General features: G+C 66.3%; 17 protein-coding genes. 9 read left to right on the top strand and 8 right to left on the bottom strand.

The features are described 5' to 3' along the window. The first annotated feature begins 95 nt into the window (after positions 1-95). Complete coding sequence (locus tag A6F65_RS05920; RefSeq protein ID WP_067786798.1) at positions 96-1,517, top strand: sigma-54-dependent transcriptional regulator; 1,422 nt, start codon at positions 96-98, stop codon at positions 1,515-1,517. A 19-nt stretch (positions 1,518-1,536) separates the two neighbouring features. After that, complete coding sequence (locus A6F65_RS05915) at positions 1,537-2,289, top strand: SDR family NAD(P)-dependent oxidoreductase (protein ID WP_067786796.1); 753 nt, start codon at positions 1,537-1,539, stop codon at positions 2,287-2,289. Positions 2,290-2,304: 15 nt separating this feature from the next. On the opposite strand, the gene folP is transcribed toward A6F65_RS05915, so the two are convergent. The 5 genes from folP to A6F65_RS05890 all read right to left on the bottom strand — a co-directional run bounded on the left by folP (position 2,305) and on the right by A6F65_RS05890 (position 7,754). Then, on the bottom strand, positions 2,305-3,432 hold the full coding sequence (gene folP / locus A6F65_RS05910; RefSeq protein WP_067786794.1) for a dihydropteroate synthase: 1,128 nt from the start codon (positions 3,430-3,432) through the stop codon (positions 2,305-2,307). A gap of 175 nt (positions 3,433-3,607) precedes the next feature. After that, positions 3,608-4,750 (bottom strand): site-specific DNA-methyltransferase, encoded by a 1,143-nt coding sequence (locus A6F65_RS05905; protein WP_067790180.1) that lies wholly within the window; start codon positions 4,748-4,750, stop codon positions 3,608-3,610. 232 nt (positions 4,751-4,982) lie between these two features. Continuing rightward, the gene (locus A6F65_RS05900; protein ID WP_067786792.1) at positions 4,983-5,897 is read right to left on the bottom strand and encodes a calcium/sodium antiporter; all 915 of its coding nucleotides are present in this window, start codon (positions 5,895-5,897) and stop codon (positions 4,983-4,985) included. Then, positions 5,894-7,072: a Na+/H+ antiporter NhaA gene (gene nhaA, locus A6F65_RS05895; protein ID WP_067786789.1), complete on the bottom strand. Its 1,179-nt coding sequence runs from the start codon at positions 7,070-7,072 to the stop codon at positions 5,894-5,896. Before nhaA ends, A6F65_RS05900 begins: the two co-directional genes overlap by 4 nt. A 46-nt stretch (positions 7,073-7,118) precedes the next feature. Then, positions 7,119-7,754 carry a ribonuclease HII gene (locus A6F65_RS05890; RefSeq protein WP_067786787.1) on the bottom strand — a complete coding sequence of 212 codons (636 nt, stop codon included), beginning with the start codon at positions 7,752-7,754 and terminating at the stop codon, positions 7,119-7,121. Here A6F65_RS05890 and A6F65_RS05885 point away from each other — a divergent pair. The 5 genes from A6F65_RS05885 to A6F65_RS05865 all read left to right on the top strand — a co-directional run bounded on the left by A6F65_RS05885 (position 7,753) and on the right by A6F65_RS05865 (position 11,990). Next, positions 7,753-8,973, top strand: coding sequence for a PQQ-dependent sugar dehydrogenase (locus A6F65_RS05885; protein WP_067786785.1), 1,221 nt, complete (start codon positions 7,753-7,755; stop codon positions 8,971-8,973). The two genes, A6F65_RS05890 and A6F65_RS05885, sit on opposite strands and share 2 nt — an antisense overlap. An 85-nt stretch (positions 8,974-9,058) precedes the next feature. After that, complete coding sequence (locus tag A6F65_RS05880) at positions 9,059-9,574, top strand: GNAT family N-acetyltransferase (RefSeq protein WP_067786783.1); 516 nt, start codon at positions 9,059-9,061, stop codon at positions 9,572-9,574. 61 nt (positions 9,575-9,635) lie between these two features. Continuing rightward, positions 9,636-10,187, top strand: coding sequence for a DUF1285 domain-containing protein (locus tag A6F65_RS05875; protein ID WP_067786781.1), 552 nt, complete (start codon positions 9,636-9,638; stop codon positions 10,185-10,187). Next, positions 10,184-10,792: an NUDIX hydrolase gene (locus A6F65_RS05870; protein ID WP_067786779.1), complete on the top strand. Its 609-nt coding sequence runs from the start codon at positions 10,184-10,186 to the stop codon at positions 10,790-10,792. The genes A6F65_RS05875 and A6F65_RS05870 overlap by 4 nt, the downstream gene beginning before the upstream one ends. Before the next feature lie 10 nt (positions 10,793-10,802). Beyond that, a complete protein-coding gene (locus tag A6F65_RS05865; protein WP_067786777.1) occupies positions 10,803-11,990 on the top strand; it encodes a CCA tRNA nucleotidyltransferase in 1,188 nt (395 codons plus the stop codon). Here the strand turns inward: A6F65_RS05865 and A6F65_RS05860 are convergent, their stop codons facing one another. Continuing rightward, a complete protein-coding gene (locus A6F65_RS05860) occupies positions 11,991-13,793 on the bottom strand; it encodes a PAS domain-containing hybrid sensor histidine kinase/response regulator (RefSeq protein ID WP_067786775.1) in 1,803 nt (600 codons plus the stop codon). A gap of 59 nt (positions 13,794-13,852) precedes the next feature. Further along, on the bottom strand, positions 13,853-16,156 hold the full coding sequence (parC, locus tag A6F65_RS05855) for a DNA topoisomerase IV subunit A (RefSeq protein WP_067786773.1): 2,304 nt from the start codon (positions 16,154-16,156) through the stop codon (positions 13,853-13,855). A gap of 96 nt (positions 16,157-16,252) precedes the next feature. On the opposite strand from parC, the gene A6F65_RS05850 reads away from it, so the two are divergent. Beyond that, positions 16,253-16,798 (top strand): type 1 glutamine amidotransferase domain-containing protein, encoded by a 546-nt coding sequence (locus tag A6F65_RS05850; protein ID WP_067786771.1) that lies wholly within the window; start codon positions 16,253-16,255, stop codon positions 16,796-16,798. Positions 16,799-16,888: 90 nt separating this feature from the next. On the opposite strand, the gene A6F65_RS05845 is transcribed toward A6F65_RS05850, so the two are convergent. After that, positions 16,889-17,485: an outer membrane protein gene (locus A6F65_RS05845; RefSeq protein WP_067786769.1), complete on the bottom strand. Its 597-nt coding sequence runs from the start codon at positions 17,483-17,485 to the stop codon at positions 16,889-16,891. Between the two features lie 321 nt (positions 17,486-17,806). On the opposite strand from A6F65_RS05845, the gene A6F65_RS05840 reads away from it, so the two are divergent. After that, positions 17,807-19,579, top strand: a complete 1,773-nt coding sequence (locus tag A6F65_RS05840; RefSeq protein WP_169817010.1) for an autotransporter outer membrane beta-barrel domain-containing protein — start codon at positions 17,807-17,809, stop codon at positions 19,577-19,579. Positions 19,580-19,585: the final 6 nt, after the last annotated feature.

Raw genomic sequence — 19,585 nt, 5'->3', positions numbered from 1 at the left:
TCGCTCCGCGCGGCGCGGCTCAAGGCCCGTTTAATCGGACCTTTACGACTTATCCCTAACACCGGCGTTCAAGATTGCCGACAGGTGGGGACCCAATGGCCGACACGGAACAGCGTACTCTGATGCTGATCGACGATGAACCGGCGCAGAGCCGGCTCATCAGTGCGCTTGCGGGCCGCGAGGGCTGGCGCACGCATGTCGTCAGCGATTCCGAAACCGCCATCGCCACGCTTGGTACGCGGCAGGGCATGCAATTGTCCGCCATCATCCTGGACCAGTGGGTTCCGGGCGACCAAGCCTGCGAACTGATTGCGGAGCTGAAAAGCCGCCGCCCCGGCCTGCCCATCCTGATGCTAACGCAAAGTGCCAGCCCGCTGCTGGCGGTGGAAGCGATGCGCGCGGGCGCGACCGATTACCTCGTCAAGCCCGTCGCCCCGGACCGGCTGATGCAGGCGCTGCGCAATGCGACCGAGCGCGAAGCCCCGCAGGACGAGCTGACCCCGCTGACCGAGAAGATGCCGGCGGATCTCGATTTCGATTCTATGATCGGCACCGCCCCGCCTTTCCGCGATGCACTGGCCAAGGCGGCCAAGGCGGCGCGCGGGCACGGGCCGGTCCTGATCGAAGGCGAAAGCGGCACGGGCAAGGAAATGCTGGTGCGCGCCATGCACGGCGCCTCGCCCCGCTCCAAGACGGCTTTCCGCATCATCAACGTCGGCGGCGTGCCGGCCAATTCCATCGAGAGCGTGCTGTTCGGCCACGAGAAAGGCGCCTTCCCCGGCGCATTCGACCGGCAGGTGGGCGCGATCCAGAACTGCGATGGCGGCACGCTGGTGCTGGACGAGGTGGACCACCTGCCCGCAGACCTGCAGGAACGGCTCGCCACGGCAATCACCAGCAAGCTCGTCCGCCCGGTTGGCGCGAAGCATGGCTTCAAGGTCGATGTACGCTTCATCGCCGCCAGCAACCTCCCGCTGGACGATCTGGTGGCGACCGGCAATTTCCGCGAGGACCTGGCCGCAGCGCTCTCCGCCACCAAGGTGGAGCTGCCTCCGCTGCGCGCCCGCACCAGCGACATATCCTCCCTCACGCGCTTCTTCCTGGGCCAGATCGGTGAGCAGCCGGGCCTGCGCGAGCTGGGCATCACCGATGCCGCGCTGAAGCTGCTGGCCGCCTTCGACTGGCCCGGCAATGTCCGCCAGCTGCAAGCCGTGCTCTTCCGCGCCGCCGTGTTCTGCGATGGCGATGCCCTGACCACCGAGGACTTCCCGCAGCTGACCGAGATCGTCGGCGAGATGGAGGAGGTCGCGCATACCGGCGGTCATGCCGGTGTCGGGGTGGAGCTCTACACCGACGACGGCAATCTCCGCCCGCTGGAGGAGATCGAGGCCGATGTCATCCGCCTCGCCATCGGGCATTACCGTGGCCGCATGACGGAAGTCGCGCGCCGCCTCGGCATCGGGCGTTCGACCCTTTACCGCAAGCTTGGCGACCTGGGCATCGACAACGCCGCCTGAGCGCATTAGCGCGGCCTGCATGGCTAACGACTTCAAAGACACCAATTGCATCATCACCGGCGCCGCATCGGGCATCGGCCGCGCCTGCGCGGTCACGCTGGCGGAGCGGGGCGCGGCGCGCCTCATCCTGGTCGACCGGGACAAGGACGCGCTGGATGCGCTGGACCTGACCTGCGAGACCGTGCGCCACGCAGCCGATGTCTCGGACCCGGACTTCTGGGCGTCGCTCGATACCGGACCGCTGCATCACGCCGTGCTCAATGCCGGGATCGCGCATGGCCGCCCGATAGAGAAGCTGGACTTTGCCGATTGGCGCCGCGTCATGGCGGTCAACCTCGATGGCATGTTCCTCTCGCTCAAGACCGCGCTTGCTGCGATGGACCGTGGCGGCAGCGCCGTGCTGACGGCCAGCGCCACGGGTGTGAAGGCCGAGCCCGGCATCGCCGCCTATGCCGCCAGCAAGGCCGCGACGATCCAGCTGGCCCGCGTCGCCGCCAAGGAGGTCGCCCCGCGCGGCATCCGGGTGAATGCGATTGCGCCGGGCGGCGTGGACACCGCAATCTGGGACACGGCCCCCTTCTTCAAGCAGCTGGTGGAGGACCATGGCGGCGACCGCCAGGCCGCGCTGGATGCCATGGCGAGCGCCGGAACACCTTTGGGCCAGTTCGCCACGCCCGAGCTGATTGCCGCCCAGATCGCCTTCCTGCTGTCCGCAGACGCGGCCTCCATCACCGGCACTGCGCTGGTGACGGACGGCGGCTACACGCTCTAGGCCGCCGGCTCTAACTCAGTCCGGCAGGCCGCCGAAGTCGGTCAGCGCCGCATCGCGCAGGCCGCGCCACACGTTGCGCGCCTGCACCGTGGCCGCCACGTCATGCACGCGCAGCAGGTGATAGCCCGCGTCCGTGCCCTTCATGGCCAGCGCGATGGAGCCGCCGAGCCGCTCATGCGCCGGCTCCTCCCGCCCCAGCGCGCCGATCATCCGCTTGCGGCTGGCCCCCAGCAGCAGCGGGTGGCCGAGCGCGTGGAACAGCGGCAGCGCGTTGATGAGCGCAAGGTTGTCGGCCAGCGACTTGCCGAAGCCCACGCCGGGATCGAGCACGATCCGCTCCGCCGCGATGCCGGCTTCCACCGCCGCATCGCGCCGCTCCCGCAGCCAGTCGAACACGTCGAAGGCGACATTGGCGTAGTCCGCACCGTCATGCAGCTCGGCTGCGTTCTCCGTGCTGGGACCGGGTGCGTGCATCAGGATAACGGGCGCATCCACGCTGGCCGCGTAGTCAAGGCTGCGCGGGTCGTGGCGCAGGGCGGACACGTCGTTCAGCACATGCGCGCCGGCTTCCAGCGCAGCCTCCATCACGCCGGGGCGGCGCGTGTCCACGCTGATCGCCGCGCCCATGGCGCTGCACCGCTCCACCATCGGGACGACGCGCTTGATCTCGTCGCCTTCCCACACGGCAGCCGCACCCGGGCGGGTACTCTCCCCGCCGATGTCGATGATAGCCGCGCCCGCTTCCAGCATGGCACTGGCGTGCTCGGCTGCGACGTCGGGCTTGTCCATGAACTCCCCGCCGTCGCTGAAGCTGTCGGGCGTGACGTTGAGGATGCCCATGACCTGCGGCTGGTCCAGCCGGATCGTGCGCTCCCCCAGCTGCATCGGCGCGTGGACACGGCTGAGGTTGGACCATTGCAGCTCGGCTTCCGCCTGCACCGCATCGGGCAGGCGGCGAAACGCGTCTTCGATCTCCGCAGGCGTGATGACGTCGCGCTGGACGATAACGTCCTCGCGCACCAGCGTAACCGCGAACTCGCGCGCATAGGCCATGGAGCCGCCCAGCCGCAGCGCATCCCCCTCCACACCCTGCGGCGCGGAAACCAACGTGAGCGGTTGGATGTAGATACGGTCGGCACTCATCGTTCAGCCTTCCGGGTCTGAAGCTGAAAGGTGTTACAGGTGTTACACAGTCCAGGGGAAGGAAACTTCGGGTGGGTCGCGGACTTGGTCATGCAGTCTGGGTAGCGCGGGTTTCGGCAGTAGGAAACCTTGCCGGGGCGCCCTCCCAGCGGACGCCGGGATGACGCACCATTCCTCAATCCTCGATACCCAGCAGGTAAGCCTGCCGCACCGCGTCGATGGGCTTCACATCCAATCCCTTTGGACCATCCACCTCGTAATGCCAGAAGGTCCAGCCATTGCAGCTGGGCGCGTCCTGCAGGGTCTTGCCGACGTGATGGATGGAGCCGGTGAGTTTCTCGTGCTCCAGCGATCCGTCCGCGCGCACCTCGGCGAACCAGCGGCGCTTCTTGTCGAAGAGCTGGGTGCCGGGCTTCAGCAGGCCAGCTTCCACCAGCGCGCCGAAGGCGACGCGCGGGGCGGCGCGTTTGTTCTGCATCGTCTTGAGCGCGCTTTCGTCCAGCGGCAGCTCCTTGGAAATGCGCTTCAGCGCCACCTTGCGATAGCCGTCCTCGCGCTCGCAGCCGATCCATTCGCGGCCCAGCCGCTTGGCAACGGCGCCTGTCGTGCCCGTCCCGAAGAACGGGTCCAGCACCACGTCGCCCGCCTCGGTGGTGGCCAGCAGCACGCGGTACAGAAGCGCCTCGGGCTTTTGCGTCGGATGCGCCTTGTGGCCGGCATCGTCCTTCAGCCGCTCCGCCCCGCCGCAGATCGGGAAGGTCCAGTCGGAGCGCATCTGCAGCTCGTCATTCAGCGTCTTCATCGCGGTGTAATTGAAGTGGTACTTCGCCTTCTCGCCCTGCGAACACCACAGAAGCGTCTCATGCGCATTGGTGAAGCGGGTGCCGCGGAAATTGGGCATGGGGTTGGCCTTGCGCCACACGATGTCGTTCAGCACCCAGAAGCCCAGGTCCTGCAGGATCGCGCCCACGCGGTAGATATTGTGATAACTGCCGATCACCCACAGCGCGCCGTCCGGCTTCAGGACGCGCTTGCACTCCGCCAGCCACGCCTTTGTAAAGTCGTCGTAAGTCTTGAAGCTTTCGAAGCGGTCCCAGTCATCGGTCACGGCGTCGACATGGCTGCCGTCCGGCCGGTTGAGGTCGCCGCCAAGCTGGAGGTTATAGGGCGGATCGGCGAAGACCAGGTCCACGCTGGCATCGGGCAGGCTGCGCATCGCGGCCACGCAATCGCCGGGCAGGATGCGGCCCAGCGGCAGGTCCGCCTTGGCGACGCCCTGCACCTTTGCGCGGCGCGTCTTGACCTCGGCCGCGCGAATTTTCGTAACCTGTCCCACTCGATCCCTTCCCTGACTTATCCACAGGGTGGCCGCGCTGGCCTTAAGCCGTCAAGCGGCAATTCGGCCACGCGGATGCTCTAGCAGGATATGGTTAACGCGGAACGAAAGGAGTCTGCCACATCATGTTGAGTCCACGCGCCTTTCCGGGACTCGATATGTAGTGGTGTGGCCTGAAGGACTCGCTGGCGAGTGCGAAACGCGAAAGTTTCGCTCAGACCACCTGCCAGGCGATGTTGGCCAGGAACACGGCCAGGAAAATGCCGCCCAGCACGCGCCCGATCGCCTTCATCCGCCACAGGACCAGCAGCAGCACGGCCGCGCTGGCGATCAGCAGGTTGATCTGCGATCCGGCAAGGTCGGCGGGCAGCGCCTGCGGGGCAATTGTCATCGTCGCCCCGCCGATCAGGAACAGGTTGAAGATGTTGGATCCCACGACATTGCCGATGGCTAGCCCTGCCTCTCCGCGCCGCGCGGCGGCAAGCGATGCGGCGAGTTCCGGCAGCGAGGTTCCCACGGCAACCACCGTCAGGCCGATGACGGTTTCGCTGAGGCCTGCGAACTTCGCCAGCACGATAGCATTTTCGACTAGGAAATGACCGCTCGCCAGCAGAGCCGCCAGACCGCCGGCGAATAGCAGGACGGCGAGGCCGATGCGGGGGACCTTCATGTCCTCCTGCACGTCGCTGCGCGGGTGGGTGGCGCGCCAGATTATGTAAGTCACCAGCGCCACCAGCAGCAGCACGCCGACCATGCGCCCGGCAATCCCGGTCCATGCCAATACCGCCAGCATCAGCGTGGCAATCAATGCCACCACCGCATCGCGGCGGCCCAGTCCCGTCAGCGCGATGGGTGTCACCAGCGCAACCGTGCCCAGGATCAGCAGCGTGTTGGCCAGATTCGATCCGACGATATTGCCCCATGCGATGCCGGGCGAGCCGATCAGCGCAGCGTCAACGCTGGCGACCATTTCCGGCATGGATGTGGCCGCGCCCACCAGCACCAGGCCGGTGATCAGCGGGGATATGCGCAGGCGATGCGCGATGCCCACCGTGCCGCGAACCAGCAGTTCACCGCCCAGCGCCAGCCCGGCAAGGGCGGCCAGGATAATCAGGATGGTGGTGGTCATTCGCTATAAGTCTGCTTGCCGCTGCGCAGGATCAGCACGCCCGCCAGTGCGGCGATCAGCGATCCGGCCAGCACGCCCACCTTCACGGCCGCGATCTGGGCCGCATCGGCAAAGGCAAGGTTGCCGATGAACAGGCTCATGGTGAAGCCGATACCGGCGATCAGTGACAGGCCCCACACCTGCTTCCAGCCGACATGCTTGGGCAGGGTCGCAATGCCGGTCTTCACGGCGATGAAGGCAAAGCCCACGATGCCCAGCTGCTTGCCGATGATCAGGCCCAGCGCAATGCCCAGCGGCAGCGGGGCGAGCAGGCTTTCCGGACGGATATCGAACAGCGAAACACCCGCATTGGCCAGCGCAAAGATGGGCACGACCATGAAGGCGACCCACGGGTGCAGCGCATGCTCCATGCGTTCCAGCACGCTGTTACCGCGCCGGTCATACAGCGGGACGGTCATGGCCAGCGCAACGCCGGCCAGCGTGGCGTGCACGCCCGATTTCAGCACGAAATACCAGAGCACGACGCCCAGCACGATATAGGGGATGGAACGGCCGACCTTCAGCCGCCCGACCACGAACAGCGCGCCCAGCATGATGCCCGCCATCAGCAGGGCGCCGACATCGACGGACGGGGTATAGAACAGCGCGATCACGGCGATGGCGCCGATATCGTCGATCACGGCCACGGCCAGCAGCAGCGCCTTCAGCGCCACGGGCACGCGGTTGCCCAGCAGGGCCAGCACGCCCAGCGCAAAGGCGATGTCCGTTGCCGCCGGGATGGCCCAGCCATTGAGGTTTTCCGGAGTGCCGATGTTGATGGCGATGAACACGGCGGCTGGCAGCGCCATACCGCCGATGGCGGCAAACAGCGGGAGGCTCGCCTGCTTCCAGCTCGACAGCTGGCCGGTCAGCACTTCGCGCTTCACCTCCAGCCCCACCAGGAAGAAGAAGATCGCCATCAGGCCATCGTTGATCCACAGCAATGCGGGCTTGTCGATCCCGGCGCCGTTGACCGTGAGCGCGACCTGAGAGGCCAATGCTCCGAAATACTCGTCGGACAGAGGGGAATTGGCCAGGATCAGCGCCAGCACGGCAGCGATCATCAGCACGATGCCGCCCGCGCTTTCTTCCTTCAGGAAGTCCCTGAGGGACCGTGCTGCCGTGCGTACTACCATTACCCTGTTTCCCGTCTTTCCGTCGTGGGCACGCTGCCGCGCCCGGTCATATCAACATCGCCTGCGCGACCGGTGCGAAGCTGCGCCGGTGCAGCGGCGTTGGCCCCAGCGTGCGCAGCGCCTCGCGGTGGTCCGGTGTGGGGTAACCCTTGTTCCGGTCCCAGCCATAGCCGGGATAGTCCCGCGCAGCCGCCAGCATGGCCCGATCGCGCCATTCCTTGGCCAAGATACTGGCAGCCCCTATCGACGGTTCCCGCCCATCGCCGCCAACAATCGCGCGGCCCTGCCAGCGCCAGCCCTCGCAGCGCCCGGCGGGGGTCTTGTTGCCGTCCACAAGCACCTCGTGCGGATCGCGGCCCAGCGCCTCGGCCAGCCGCGCCGTGGCCAGAGTCATCGCCAGCATGGTCGCGCCAAAAATGTTGAGCCGGTCGATCTCTTCCGGCTCCACGATGCCGATGCCGAAGGCGCATGTTTCGCGGATCGCATTCTCCAGCCTCGCACGCTTCGTGGCGGAGAGCTTTTTGGAATCTCCCAGCCCCGCAGGCGGCGGGTCGCACAGCAGCACGGCGGCGGCGACCACCGGGCCAGCCAGCGGCCCGCGCCCGGCCTCGTCCACGCCCACCACCAGCGGCAAATCGGCAAGGCTGGCACAAAAGTGCGGGTCCGGCGTTCCGGACAGCATGGATAGCAAAGCACTCACAGCCACCTTTTCCCCCCTCGCCCTGATGCTGGCAAGCTGCGGAGGTGCCTCCTCCGGGGATACCGCGCCCAGTTCCACACCCGCACCGATGGGCGATGCAGGGTCGCAAATGGCGGCTGGCGAGCCGGTCAGCCTCGAGAAGGAAAGCCCCTTCTTCGTCAGCGCGCACGGCACGTACGAGGAGCCATGGTCCCTCGCCTTCGTCCCGGGCACCCCGGTGGTGGCGATGACGATGCAGCGCGGCAGCATGGCGGCCTATGACACGCGCACGGGCCGCACGATCACCATCTCCGGCGCGCCAAAGGTCGATTACGGCGGACAGGGCGGGCTTGGCGACATCGCTTTCCTGCCGTCCGAGGCATCGGACACGATCTCCAGCCGCACGATTTACCTCAGCTGGGCGGAGGCCGGTGACGGCGACACGCGCGGGGCCGTTGTGGGCCGCGGGCAGCTGGTGTGCCAGGAAGCCGATGCCTGCGCCATCCAGGGCCTGCAGGTCATCTGGCGGCAGGCCCCGAAGGTAACCGGCCGCGGCCATTATTCGCACAAGATCGCCTTCAGCCCGGACGAGCAATACATGTATGTCGCCAGCGGCGACCGGCAGAAGAAGGAGCCTGCGCAGGACCTGTCGAACACGCTGGGCACCGTCGTGCGCCTGAACCTGGACGGCACGCCCGCCGCCGCAAATCCCTTCGCCGACCGCGGCAGCCCGACGGACCAGATCTGGTCCTACGGCCATCGCAATATCCTGGGGCTCGCCTTCGATCCGCAGGGCAATCTGTGGGACCTCGAACACGGCCCCGCTGGCGGTGACGAGCTGAACCTTGTCACCCGCGCCGCGAATTACGGCTGGCCCGTCCGATCCAACGGCGACAATTACAACGGGACGAAAATCCCCAACCACACGCCGGACGATGGCTTCACCAAGCCTGTTGCCTTCTGGACCCCGGTCATCGCGCCGGGCGACATGATCTTCTACACCGGCAGCATGTTCGCCGATTGGCAGGGCGATGCGCTGATTGCCAACCTCAAGGAAAAGAACATCGTCCGGGTCGAATTGGACGGCACGAGTGCCAAGGAGACGGCGCGTTACGCCTTCCCCAATCGCCTGCGCGACATCGCCCAGGGCCCCGACGGGGCGATCTGGGTGATCGAGGATGGTGACAGGGCCCGCCTCCTGCGCGTCGAGCCGCGGAGATAACCGGTAAGGCGATAGCTGCACTGCCGCCCGGACAAGTGCAATTCGCATTGCCGCACGGGGCGCTGCCGCCTAAGCGCCGCGCCGCATGGAAGACGCTGCCACATTGATCCCGCTCGACGCGGTGGACCCCGCGCTGGTCGAGGAACTGCTCGACCAGGCCTTCGGGGCTGACCGCAAGGCACGCACGGCCTACAAAATCCGCGATGGGCTGGAGCCGCTGCCCGCGCTCAGCTTCGCCCTGCTGGATGAAGGCGAGCACCTGGCCGGCACGATCCAGGCTTGGCCGGTCGCCCTGACCGACCCTCATGCTCGCCCATTCCCGCTGGTCATGGTCGGCCCTGTCGCCGTGCTGCCGCAGCAGCAGGACAAGGGCTTCGGCCATGCGCTGATGGCGGCTCTGTTCGGCGCGCTGGACGATGCCGCCCCGCTGCCGCAGGTCCTGATCGGCGACCCGGAATATTACACGCGCTTCGGCTTTTCCGCCCAGCATACCGGCGGCTGGCGCTGCCCCGGCCCGTGGGACACGGAGCGGCTGATGGTGCGTTGCGCCAATCCGGAAGTGCTCCCGCGCGAGGGCATGCTCGGCCCGTGGGGCCGCTGAGGCGAATACACGCGCCTTCGCAACCTTCCCCGGCCCCGCCCGTTATGGCATCGGAGACACCATGCCATACGAACCCCCCGCCGACCTTGCCGGAATGTCCCTGATCGAGATCGCGCAGGCCGTGGAGTCTCGCAAGCTGCCGCCCGTCGACCAGTGGGACCCGCCCGAAACCATCGACAGCCACATGCGCATCGCAGCCGATGGCACGTGGTTCCATGATGGCAGCCCCATCCGCCGCCCAGCCATGGTGCGAGCCTTCTCGACATTGCTGGTGCGCGGCGAAGGCGGCGAACATTTCCTTATCACCCCGCAATGCCGCCAGACGATCGAGGTGGAAGATGCCGCCTTCATCGCGGTCGATGTGAAGCTGGACGATGGCGCGCTCGCCTTTCGCCTGAACACCGATGACCTTGTGGTGGCCGGGCCGGACAATCCGCTGCGCGCCGAAGGCAGCCGCGAACTGCCTGCGATCTATCTTGCCGTGCGCCACGGCTGCGAAGCGCGGCTGGACCGGTCGACATGGCTGGCACTCGCGAGCCACGCGCTGGAGACCGGCGGCGAGGCGCTGAATGTCACCAGCAACGGCGCGACCTTCTCCCTCCTGCCGCAATGAGCGCATTCTTCGAACGTGCCTCGCGCCTGTTTGCGCAGAATGCCGATGTGGGCTTCGTGGGCCTGCGCGATGACAGCGCCTTTGCCGAACAGCAGCGCCCCGCCGCCGTGCTGGTGGCGCTGACGGACCGCCCGGCTGCCGATGGCGGCCCCGGCGTCCTGCTGACACAGCGGCCCGAGACCATGGCCGCCCACCCCGGCCAGATCGCCTTTCCCGGCGGCAAGGTGGAGCCCGGCGAGGATGCCGTGGGCGCCGCCCTGCGCGAGGCGGAGGAGGAGCTTGCCATCCCCCGGCCCTCGGTCCGGCTTGTCGGCACGGCGCAAAACTTCATCACCGGATCGGGCTTCGACCTGACGCCTGTGATCGGTGTCGTCCCGGCCAATCTCGACCTGCGGCCCGAGCCCGGCGAAGTCGAAGGCTGGTTCGAGGCCCCGCTGCGCCACGTGCTGGACCCCGCCAACCAGACCGCCAAGACCGGCCTGTTCCGCGGCCATGAGCGCGAATATCTGGAGATCATGTGGGAAGGCCACCGCATCTGGGGCATCACCGCTGGTATCCTCGGCCACCTCACGCACCGGCTAGCATGGCGCGAACTCGTCGGCTAACGACCCGAGCATGCAGGACCTGGCAAAAGCAGAGTGGACGAAGCGGGATGATCTCCCGGCGCTTGTCGCTGCGCTGGGCGCGGACAACATGCGCTGGGTCGGCGGCGCAGTGCGTGACGGGCTGCTGGGCGTGCCGGTGGCCGATGTCGACGCTGCCACGAAGCTACACCCGCAAGAGGTGGTCGCGCAGCTGGATGCGGCGGGCATCAAGTCCATTCCCACCGGGATCGAGCACGGAACGGTCACCGCCATCATGCCACTCGGCCCGGTCGAGGTGACGACCCTGCGGCGCGATGTCGCGACGGATGGCCGCCGCGCCACCATCGCCTTTGCGACCGAATGGCGCGAGGATGCCGCGCGCCGCGATTTCACGATCAATGCCCTGTTCGCCCATCCCGAGACGCTGGAGATCGCGGACTATTTCGGTGGCCGAGACGACCTGTCGGCGGGCCGCGTGCGCTTCATCGGCGATGCCCGCCAGCGCATCGCGGAGGATCACCTGCGCATCCTGCGATATTACCGCTTCCAGGCCCGCTTCGGCAGCGCATTGGATGAAGAGGCGGAGGAGGCTTGCGCGGACCTCGCCGCGACAATGAAGGGGCTGAGCCGTGAGCGCGTGGCGAGCGAGCTGATGGCCCTGCTGCGCCTGCCCGATCCCGCCGAAACAACGGCGCGTATGCGGGAACGCGGCGTGCTACGGGTCATCCTGCCGGAGGCTGGCGCAGACGAACTAGCCCGGCTGCGCACCACCATCGCGGCGGAACAGCAATTCACCATCGCGCCCGATCCGGTGCGGCGACTTTCCGCCCTGCTGCCGCAGGACGCGGGGGTAGCGAAGCAGGTCGCGGCCAAGCTGCGCCTATCCAATGCGGTGAAGAAGCGGCTGGCGCTGTCCGCAAAGCCCTATGGCGGGGAAAAGCCGCGCGCGCTTGCCCATGCCGTAGGAATCGAGCCGGCGACGGACGTACTCCTGAAGGCTGGCGAAAGCCCGGCAAGCCTGCAGGGCTGGGAAAAGCCTCGCCTGCCCATCGGCGGCGGGGAAATCGTGGCCCGCGGCATTGCGGCGGGGCCAGACGTATCGCGCATATTGCAGGCGGTGGAGCGGCGCTGGGTGGCTGAGGGCTTCCCGGACCGGGCGCGCGTCATCGCCCTGCTGGACGAACAGCTTGCGGCAGAGCCGGGCCAGCCCGGCAGCTGATCAGGCGGCGGCGCTTTCGCGTTCCAGCCAGCGGGCAATTTCGCGGTTGAAGCTTTCCAGCGTCATGGGCTTGGCAAGGTGGCCCTGCATGCCTGCGGCCAGGCATTTCTCGATATCTTCGGGGAAGGCGTTAGCGGTCAGCGCCACAATCGGCAGCCGGTCCGGGCCGATGCCGCCTGTGCGCAGCGCCTCCGCCGCTTCTATCCCGTCCATCTGGGGCATCTGCAAATCCATCAGCAGCAGCGCATAGGGCGTGCCGGCGGCCTCTGCCGCCTGCGCCATGTCCACCGCCTCGCGCCCGTTCTCGGCCATGTCGAGTTCCAGCCCGATTTCCTCCGCCATTGCAGCGACCAGCATCTGGTTGATGTCGTAATCCTCTGCCAGCAGCACGCGGCCCTGCCAGTTGCCGGTGCTGGCGGATTTGGGGCCGGTGCGCTGGCTTTCCGGCTCCACCTTCGCCTTCACCAGTGGGAAGCGCAGGCTGAAGCGGCTGCCCATGCCCGGCTGGCTGGCCAGCGTGAGCGAACCCTTCATCAGGCCCGCAAGCTGGTGGCAGATGGCAAGGCCCAGGCCAGTCCCGCCGCGCTCGCTCGCAACCGGGCCATCCGCCTGCCCGAATGCGTCGAAGACCAGCTTCTGCTCCTCCTCGGCAATGCCGATGCCTGTGTCCTTTACGGCGATTTCCAGCAGGTCGCCGTCGCAATCCAGGCTTAGCGCAACAAAGCCGCTGTCGGTGAACTTAACCGCATTGTTCAGCAAGTTGTTGACCACCTGGCGCAGGCGCAACGCATCGGCGCGGATGTAGCGCGGCACGCTGTCCGCCACGGTCAGGTCCAGGTGCAGGCCTTTCTCCCGCGCAGCCGGTTCCACCAGCCGGATGGCGGAGCGCGCGAGGTGCGGCAGGTCCACATTGTCGACATGCAGCGACATCTCGCCCGCCTCGATCTTCGACAGGTCGAGGATATCGTTCAGCAGCATCATCAGCGACTTGCCGCTTTCCGCAATCAGTTCGGCATGGTGGCGCTGCTGTTCGGGCAATTCTCCGCGCAGCAGCAAGTCCGCAAAGCCCACGACGCCGTTCATGGGCGTGCGGATTTCGTGGCTCATCCGGGCAAGGAATTCGCTCTTGGCGCTGGCGGCGCGGCGGGCCTCGTCACGCGCATCGACCAGCTCGTTGCGCAGCTCCACCTCGTCGGTGCGGTCGGCAAAGATGCCGAACATGGCCGCGGGAGAGCCATCCTCGCCCATCTCAACCATCGCTATCGCCTCGGTGTGGCGCATCGCGCCATCGGCCCGGATCAGGCGCGCGCGGAAGCGATAAGATTCGCCGGTAATGCGTGACTCGTCCACCGCGCTCGTCACGATGGCGCGGTCGTCGGGGTGATAGAAATCGATCGCATCGGCCAGCGAGGGGATCTGCCCGATGGGCAGGCCATGGATGCGGTAAGTCTCGTCCGACCAGAACATGCTGTCGTCCGTCAGGTCCAGCCGCCAGTGGCCCATATGCATGGCTGCTTCCGCCAACTGCAGCAGGCGCACCTTTTCCTCCAGGTCATGCAGCGTTTCGGTGAGCCGGCCATTACGGACAGCCAGTTCCGCCACCATGCCCCGGCCATGACGGGCAAGGCGCACGTCGCGCGCGAAGAAATGGATGACGGCCATCGCCACGGCCCCCAGCGCAGCGAGGCCGAAGCCGGCAAAGCCTGCCACCAGAACCGCCAGGGCAAAGGTGACAGACACCCGCACTCGGCCGGCAAGCCGGTGCGTCTGGGCGGAAAGCGGGATGGGTTTGGGGCCGGTCATGGCCACGGCTTAGGCCCGCAAGGTCAAGGCCTTGGCACCGTGCGCCTAAGCAGAGTTCCCTAGCGGAAGGTGTTGTCCTTCGGGAAACCCTGCGGCGGCAGGCGCCCCGCGGCGCCGCGCGCGACCTTCCACTGCCAGATGTCGGTTTCCGTGCGCGTCCGGTCGCCCTTGCCGCCCATCTGCCAGCTGAGGCCATCCTCCAGCCGGAACGTCTTTGCATCGGACAGGCCGCCATCGCGGTAGCGTTGCAGCTGCACGCCCTGCCCGCGGCCCATGACGGGAAGTTCTTCGAGGTTGAAAACCACCAGCTTGCGGTTTTCGCCCACCACGGCGACATGGTCGTCCGCCTCGTCGATCGGCTGCACCACGGCAAGGCGCGCGCCGTTCTTCAGGTTCACCACCTGGCGGCCCTTACGGGTTTCGGCCAGCAGCTCGTCCGTCACGGCGGCAAAACCCTTGCCCAGCGAATTGGCGAGCAGCACCTGCCGCCCGGGTGCGTGCAGGATCATCGCCGCGATCTGCGCCTCGGCGGGAATATCCAGCGTGTTGCGCACCGGCTCGCCGAAGCCGCGCGCGCCGGGCAGTTTGTCCGCGCCCAGCGTGTAGAAACGCCCGTCATCGGCGGCGAGCAGGATCTTGTCGGTCGTCTGCGCATGCAGCGCGAAGGCCGGCCCGTCGCCGTCCTTGTACTTGAAGTCGCCGCAGCCATCCTCGCCCAGCTCCACGTGGCCCTTCGCCGCGCGGACCCAGCCCTTCTGGCTCATGATGACGGTGACCGGTTCCTTCTCGATCATCGCGTCCATGCTGAATTCCACCGTGGGGGCAGCTTCGGCAATGGTCGTGCGGCGGCGGCCCAGCGGCGTATCCGCGCCGTAATCCTTGTGCAGCGCCTTCAGGTCCTTCTTCAGGCGCGTGCGCTGGCGGGCCGGGCTGGCGAGCAGCTTTTCAAGGTCGTCCTGCTCCTTCAGCAGGTCGTCCTTCTCGCCGCGCAGCTGCATTTCCTCCAGCTTGCGCAAACTGCGCAGCCGCATGTTGAGGATCGCTTCGGCCTGCCGGTCGGTCAGGCTGAATTCGGCCATCATCACCGGCTTGGGTTCGTCCTCGGTCCGGATGATCTCGATCACGCGGTCCAGGTTGAGGAAGGCGATGATGTAGCCTTCGACCAGCTCCAGCCGCTGCGCGATCTTGTCCAGCCGGTGCTGGGTGCGCCGCTGCAGGATCTCGATCTGCGCGGTGATCCAGTTCTGCAGGACTTCCTTCAGCCCCATGACCATCGGCGTGCGGGTGGCATCCAGCACGTTGAGGTTGAGGGAGAAGCGCGTCTCCAGGTCGGTCAGCTTGTAGAGCGATTCCTTCAGCAGCTCCGGATCGACATTGCGGCTCTTGGGGATCAGGACGAGGCGGATGTCCTCGTCACTCTCGTCGCGCACGTCCTCCAGGATCGGCAGCTTCTTGTCGTTGATGGCCGCCGCGATCTGCTCGATCAGCTTGCCCTTGGGCACCTGGTAAGGGATTTCGGACACCACCAGCTGGTATCCGCCGCCCTTGATCCGTTCGATCCCGGCCTCGCGGTCCGCCGCATCCGCCGCGTCGGCTGCATAGAAGCGCCCACGCACGCGGAAGCTGCCCCGGCCCGTCTCATAAGCCTGCGAGATTGCCGCTGCGCTGTCCACGATCCGGCCGCCGGTGGCAAAGTCCGGCCCCTGGAACAGCTCCATCAGGCGGGCATGTTCGGCATGCGGATTGTCGATTAGTTCCAACGCCGCATCCACCACTTCGGCCACGTTGTGACTGGGGATGCTGGTGGCCATGCCCACCGCGATGCCGCTGGCACCATTGGCCAGCAGGTTGGGGAAGATGCCGGGGAAGATCTCCGGCTCATGCTCCTCGCCATTGTAAGTCGGGATGAAGTCGACCGTGCCTTCGTCCAGCCCTTCCATCAGAGCCATGGCGGTCTTCGTCAGGCGGCATTCGGTGTAGCGGTAGGCGGCCGCATTATCGCCGTCGATATTGCCGAAATTGCCCTGCCCTTCCACCAGCGGGTACCGCAGCGTGAACGGCTGGGCGAGGCGCACCATGGCGTCATAGACCGCCACATCGCCATGCGGGTGGTACTTGCCGATCACGTCCCCCACCACGCGGGCCGATTTCTTGAAGGCGCTGTCCGGCGAAAGCTTCATGCTCCGCATCGCCCACAGCAGGCGGCGGTGCACGGGCTTCAGCCCGTCACGCAGGTCCGGCAGGCTGCGCGCGGTGATCGTGGAGAGCGCGTAGACAAGATACCGTTCCGACAGGGCGCTGTCGAAAGGCGCGTCCACGATAGCGTCGAAGGGGTCTTTTTCGTTGTCGATCAAATCGGCCATGCGGCTCGCCCTACACCGCGCACGCCCCGTGGAACAGCGGGGAACGCACCGCTTTCAACAGCCGTTGATGCAGCAAGAACCAACAGGAGATACCCCGTGCCAAAACGCATCATGATCCTCGCCACCGACGGCTTCGAACAGTCCGAACTGGAAAAGCCCAAGGCCAACCTCGAAAGCGCCGGTTTCGAAACCGTCGTCGTCAGCATGGAAGATGGCAGCATCACCGGCTGGGATGAGAATGACTGGGGCAGCGACGTAAACGTCGACCTGACGCTGGACGAAGCCGAGGCGCAGGAATTCGACGCGCTGCTGCTGCCCGGCGGCCAGATCAACCCGGACATCCTGCGCATGCAGGACAAGGCCGTGCAGCTGGTCCGCGACTTCAACGACCAGGGCAAGCCGATCGCGGCCATCTGTCACGCGCCGTGGATGCTGGTGGAAGCCGACATCGTGAAGGGCCGGACCGTCACCAGCTGGCCCAGCCTGCGCAAGGACCTCGCCAATGCCGGCGGCAATGTCGTGGACCAGGAAGTGGCCCAGGATGGCAATCTGATCACCAGCCGCAACCCCGATGACATTCCCGCATTCAGTGAAGCGCTGATCGAAGCGGTGGAGAAGGTGGAGATTCCCGAACTCGCCTAATCGGCCCGAATCCGAATACAGAAAAGGCCCGCAATCGCGAGATTGCGGGCCTCTTCCTTGTCTTTGCAGCAAGCTGCGAAGCGCGAAGGCTTAGAACTTCACGACCGCGGCGATCACGCCCTGATGGCGCGAAAAGTCGATCGTGGCCGTCGAATTCGGCAGGGTCACGGCCTTGTAATCCGTGTAACGATATTCGGCGCGAACGGCGAACATGTCACCAACCGGATATTCCACGCCGGCGCCCAGACGGACGCCGTCGAGCGTGTCGTTGTCGGTCTCGTTCACCGTGCCGAGCTGGAAGTTGGTGCGCAGGCCTGCGTTGGAATAGCCAGCCTTGGCATAGATCAGGGCTGGGCCCGTGCGGTAGCCGACGCGCGCGCCGACATAGAGGTCGCGGGTGGCTTCGGTGGTGACGGTGTCGCCCGCGAAGAACACATCGCGCTCGACTTCCTTCACTTCGGAATCCGAAGCTTCGACCTGCAGGCCGACAACGAGGCCGCCTTCGAGGTTGAAGTCGTAACCGGCAGTGACGCCGTACATCACGTCCGTCTCGGAGCCGCCGTCCTTGACCTTGACGTTATCCGCGCCGGCCAGGACGCCGATGGAGAATTCACCGTCCTGCGCCATGGCAGGGGTGGACAGCAGGCCGCAAAGCGCGGCCAGCGCGAAAGAAACATTGGTTTTCATTGAGATTTCCCTTGATTGGAGGCGGCCCCTGTCGCGGTGCAACAGCGCCTTGCCAACCCTTTGAAAGAATAATTGTTTTTTGGCACCACTCGTGTGATAAATATGGCACTCGGCGTAGATGACGAAAGTCCCATGGCACGAGGGAAAGCGCCTGTTCCCGGCCGCCCACCGGCAACGGGATCATCGACCAAAAGCGTTCAAACGCGACAATTCCGCTTGTGGGCGGTGCGCGGGAAATGCCATTATTTCCGGCAGATCGCCCGGCCAAAAGCGCGCAGAATCGCTGCCGGGACGATCCTAGGGTCGATTGGGAGAGAAATTTTGAAGAGTAAGATTTTGCAAGCCGTCCTGTCTGCCGGGACGGCGCTGGCCGCCTTTGCTGCCGTACCCGCAGCCGCGCAGACTTCGCTGGAGCCGGTTGCCGAACGCATCATCGTATTTGGCGACAGCCTTTCCGATGGCGGGTATTTCCAGCAGTTCCTCCCCCTGCCGCCCGGTGAAGGCAGCTTCACCACCAACCCCGATCCGGTCGCGCCGGAAGTGTTTGCAGCCCTGCTGGGATACGACCTGAAGACGGCTTACCTCGGCGGCGGTACGAATTACGCCGTCGGCGGCGCGCGCATCGTGCAGCCGAACCCGCTGTCCACGCTGGCGATCCCGGTCGCCTCGCAGATCGATAATTTCGTGGCATCAGGCGGCACGTTCCGGCCGGGCGACATCGTCTATATCCAGGGCGGCGGGAACGATTACTTCAACTTCCTGGCCGGCGGCGGCATCGATCCGACACTGCTGACCGGCTCCGCCACCGCGCTTGCCGGGCAGGTGCAGCGCCTCGAAGGGCTCGGCGCGCCGCTAATCGTCACCATGTCCATCCAGTCGAACAGCCCGGGCCTGGACCTGTTCAACACGACATACAAGGCTGCGCTGGCGGCCAACGGGTCCAACGTCCTGTTCTTCGACACCGCGATGCTGTTCGACGAGATTGTGGCCGACCCCGGCGTTTTCGGGATCGTGAACACCACGGGGACGGCCTGCATCGGCTCTTCCCTGACCTGCGGCCCAGAGGACTACGTCACGCCGGACGCCAACCGCACTTACCTGCAGGCAGATGACGTGCACCCCGCTGGCATCACGCAGCAGATCCAGGGGCAGGCCATTGCCAGCCTGTTCACCGGCTTCACCCTGCCCGGCACCATCGCGATGGACGGGCAGCGCGCCATCCGCGTGCAGCGCACCCAGATCGAAGGCGCACAGCGCAACGGCGCGGCATCCTCCAGCGGCCTCTCGCTGTTCGGCAATGCGGCCTATGACCGGACGAGCGACAGCTTCCCCTCCAACTTCGAGCAGGACGCCGTCAGCGGCACGCTGGGCGTGAATTACGCCATGTCCGACACCGTCGGCTTCGGCCTCGCGGCGGGCTATCGCAGCGGCGAGGGCACGCTGACCGGGCGCGGCGATATCGGGCAGATGGACAGCGACACATGGACCATCAGCGGCTTCGCCCGCGCGGGCTTCGGGCCAGTGCGCGTGATGGCCGACGTGACTTACGGCCAGGGCGATACGCATCTGAAGCGCGACATCGCACTTGGCCCGGCCGTGCGCCGCCAGGTGTCCGACGTGGATAGCGACCTGTTCGGTGCGCAGGCATCGGTCGGCTTCGACCTGTTGTCCTCGCCCGTGCGGCTGGGCCCGGAAGTCAGCCTTTCCTACGAGCGCGTCCAGGTGGACGGCTTCACCGAAGGCGGCGATTTCTCGACCTCGCTTACGCTTGGCGAGCTGGAATACGAAAGCGTGACCGGCCGCGCCGGCTTTGTCGCATCCGCACCGCTGGATAGCGGGACCGGCTTCTTCATGCGCATGAGCTACGTCCGCGAATTCGAAGACGATCCGCTGAAGTTCACGGTTACGCCGCGCGGTGCGCCGGTGTCCTTCACCTCCAGCTATGCCAATGGCGACACGGATTATGCAGAAGTGGCCATCGGCTTGTCTGGCAGCCTCGGCGGCGTGGACCTGCGCGGCGGTGCATCGGCAGAAATGGGCCGCAAATCGCGCAGCTCGCTGAGCGCTTATCTGGGGGCGAGCGTCCCCTTCTGACCCTGG

Source organism: Paraurantiacibacter namhicola, from assembly GCF_001687545.1.
Taxonomy (GTDB): Bacteria; Pseudomonadota; Alphaproteobacteria; order Sphingomonadales; family Sphingomonadaceae; genus Paraurantiacibacter; species Paraurantiacibacter namhicola.
This window is presented reverse-complemented; position numbering and strand designations above follow the sequence as displayed.

What these genes read in the sequence shown, in the direction of transcription:
- A6F65_RS05920 (WP_067786798.1), top strand. Translation starts at nt 96, where the DNA reads ATGGCCGACACGGAACAGCGTACTCTGATGCTGATCGACGATGAACCG.
- A6F65_RS05915 (WP_067786796.1), top strand. Translation starts at nt 1,537, where the DNA reads ATGGCTAACGACTTCAAAGACACCAATTGCATCATCACCGGCGCCGCA.
- folP (WP_067786794.1), bottom strand. Translation starts at nt 3,432, where the DNA reads ATGAGTGCCGACCGTATCTACATCCAACCGCTCACGTTGGTTTCCGCG.
- A6F65_RS05900 (WP_067786792.1), bottom strand. Translation starts at nt 5,897, where the DNA reads ATGACCACCACCATCCTGATTATCCTGGCCGCCCTTGCCGGGCTGGCG.
- nhaA (WP_067786789.1), bottom strand. Translation starts at nt 7,072, where the DNA reads ATGGTAGTACGCACGGCAGCACGGTCCCTCAGGGACTTCCTGAAGGAA.
- A6F65_RS05885 (WP_067786785.1), top strand. Translation starts at nt 7,753, where the DNA reads ATGGATAGCAAAGCACTCACAGCCACCTTTTCCCCCCTCGCCCTGATG.
- A6F65_RS05890 (WP_067786787.1), bottom strand. Translation starts at nt 7,754, where the DNA reads ATGCTGTCCGGAACGCCGGACCCGCACTTTTGTGCCAGCCTTGCCGAT.
- A6F65_RS05880 (WP_067786783.1), top strand. Translation starts at nt 9,059, where the DNA reads ATGGAAGACGCTGCCACATTGATCCCGCTCGACGCGGTGGACCCCGCG.
- A6F65_RS05875 (WP_067786781.1), top strand. Translation starts at nt 9,636, where the DNA reads ATGCCATACGAACCCCCCGCCGACCTTGCCGGAATGTCCCTGATCGAG.
- A6F65_RS05870 (WP_067786779.1), top strand. Translation starts at nt 10,184, where the DNA reads ATGAGCGCATTCTTCGAACGTGCCTCGCGCCTGTTTGCGCAGAATGCC.
- A6F65_RS05865 (WP_067786777.1), top strand. Translation starts at nt 10,803, where the DNA reads ATGCAGGACCTGGCAAAAGCAGAGTGGACGAAGCGGGATGATCTCCCG.
- A6F65_RS05860 (WP_067786775.1), bottom strand. Translation starts at nt 13,793, where the DNA reads ATGACCGGCCCCAAACCCATCCCGCTTTCCGCCCAGACGCACCGGCTT.
- parC (WP_067786773.1), bottom strand. Translation starts at nt 16,156, where the DNA reads ATGGCCGATTTGATCGACAACGAAAAAGACCCCTTCGACGCTATCGTG.
- A6F65_RS05845 (WP_067786769.1), bottom strand. Translation starts at nt 17,485, where the DNA reads ATGAAAACCAATGTTTCTTTCGCGCTGGCCGCGCTTTGCGGCCTGCTG.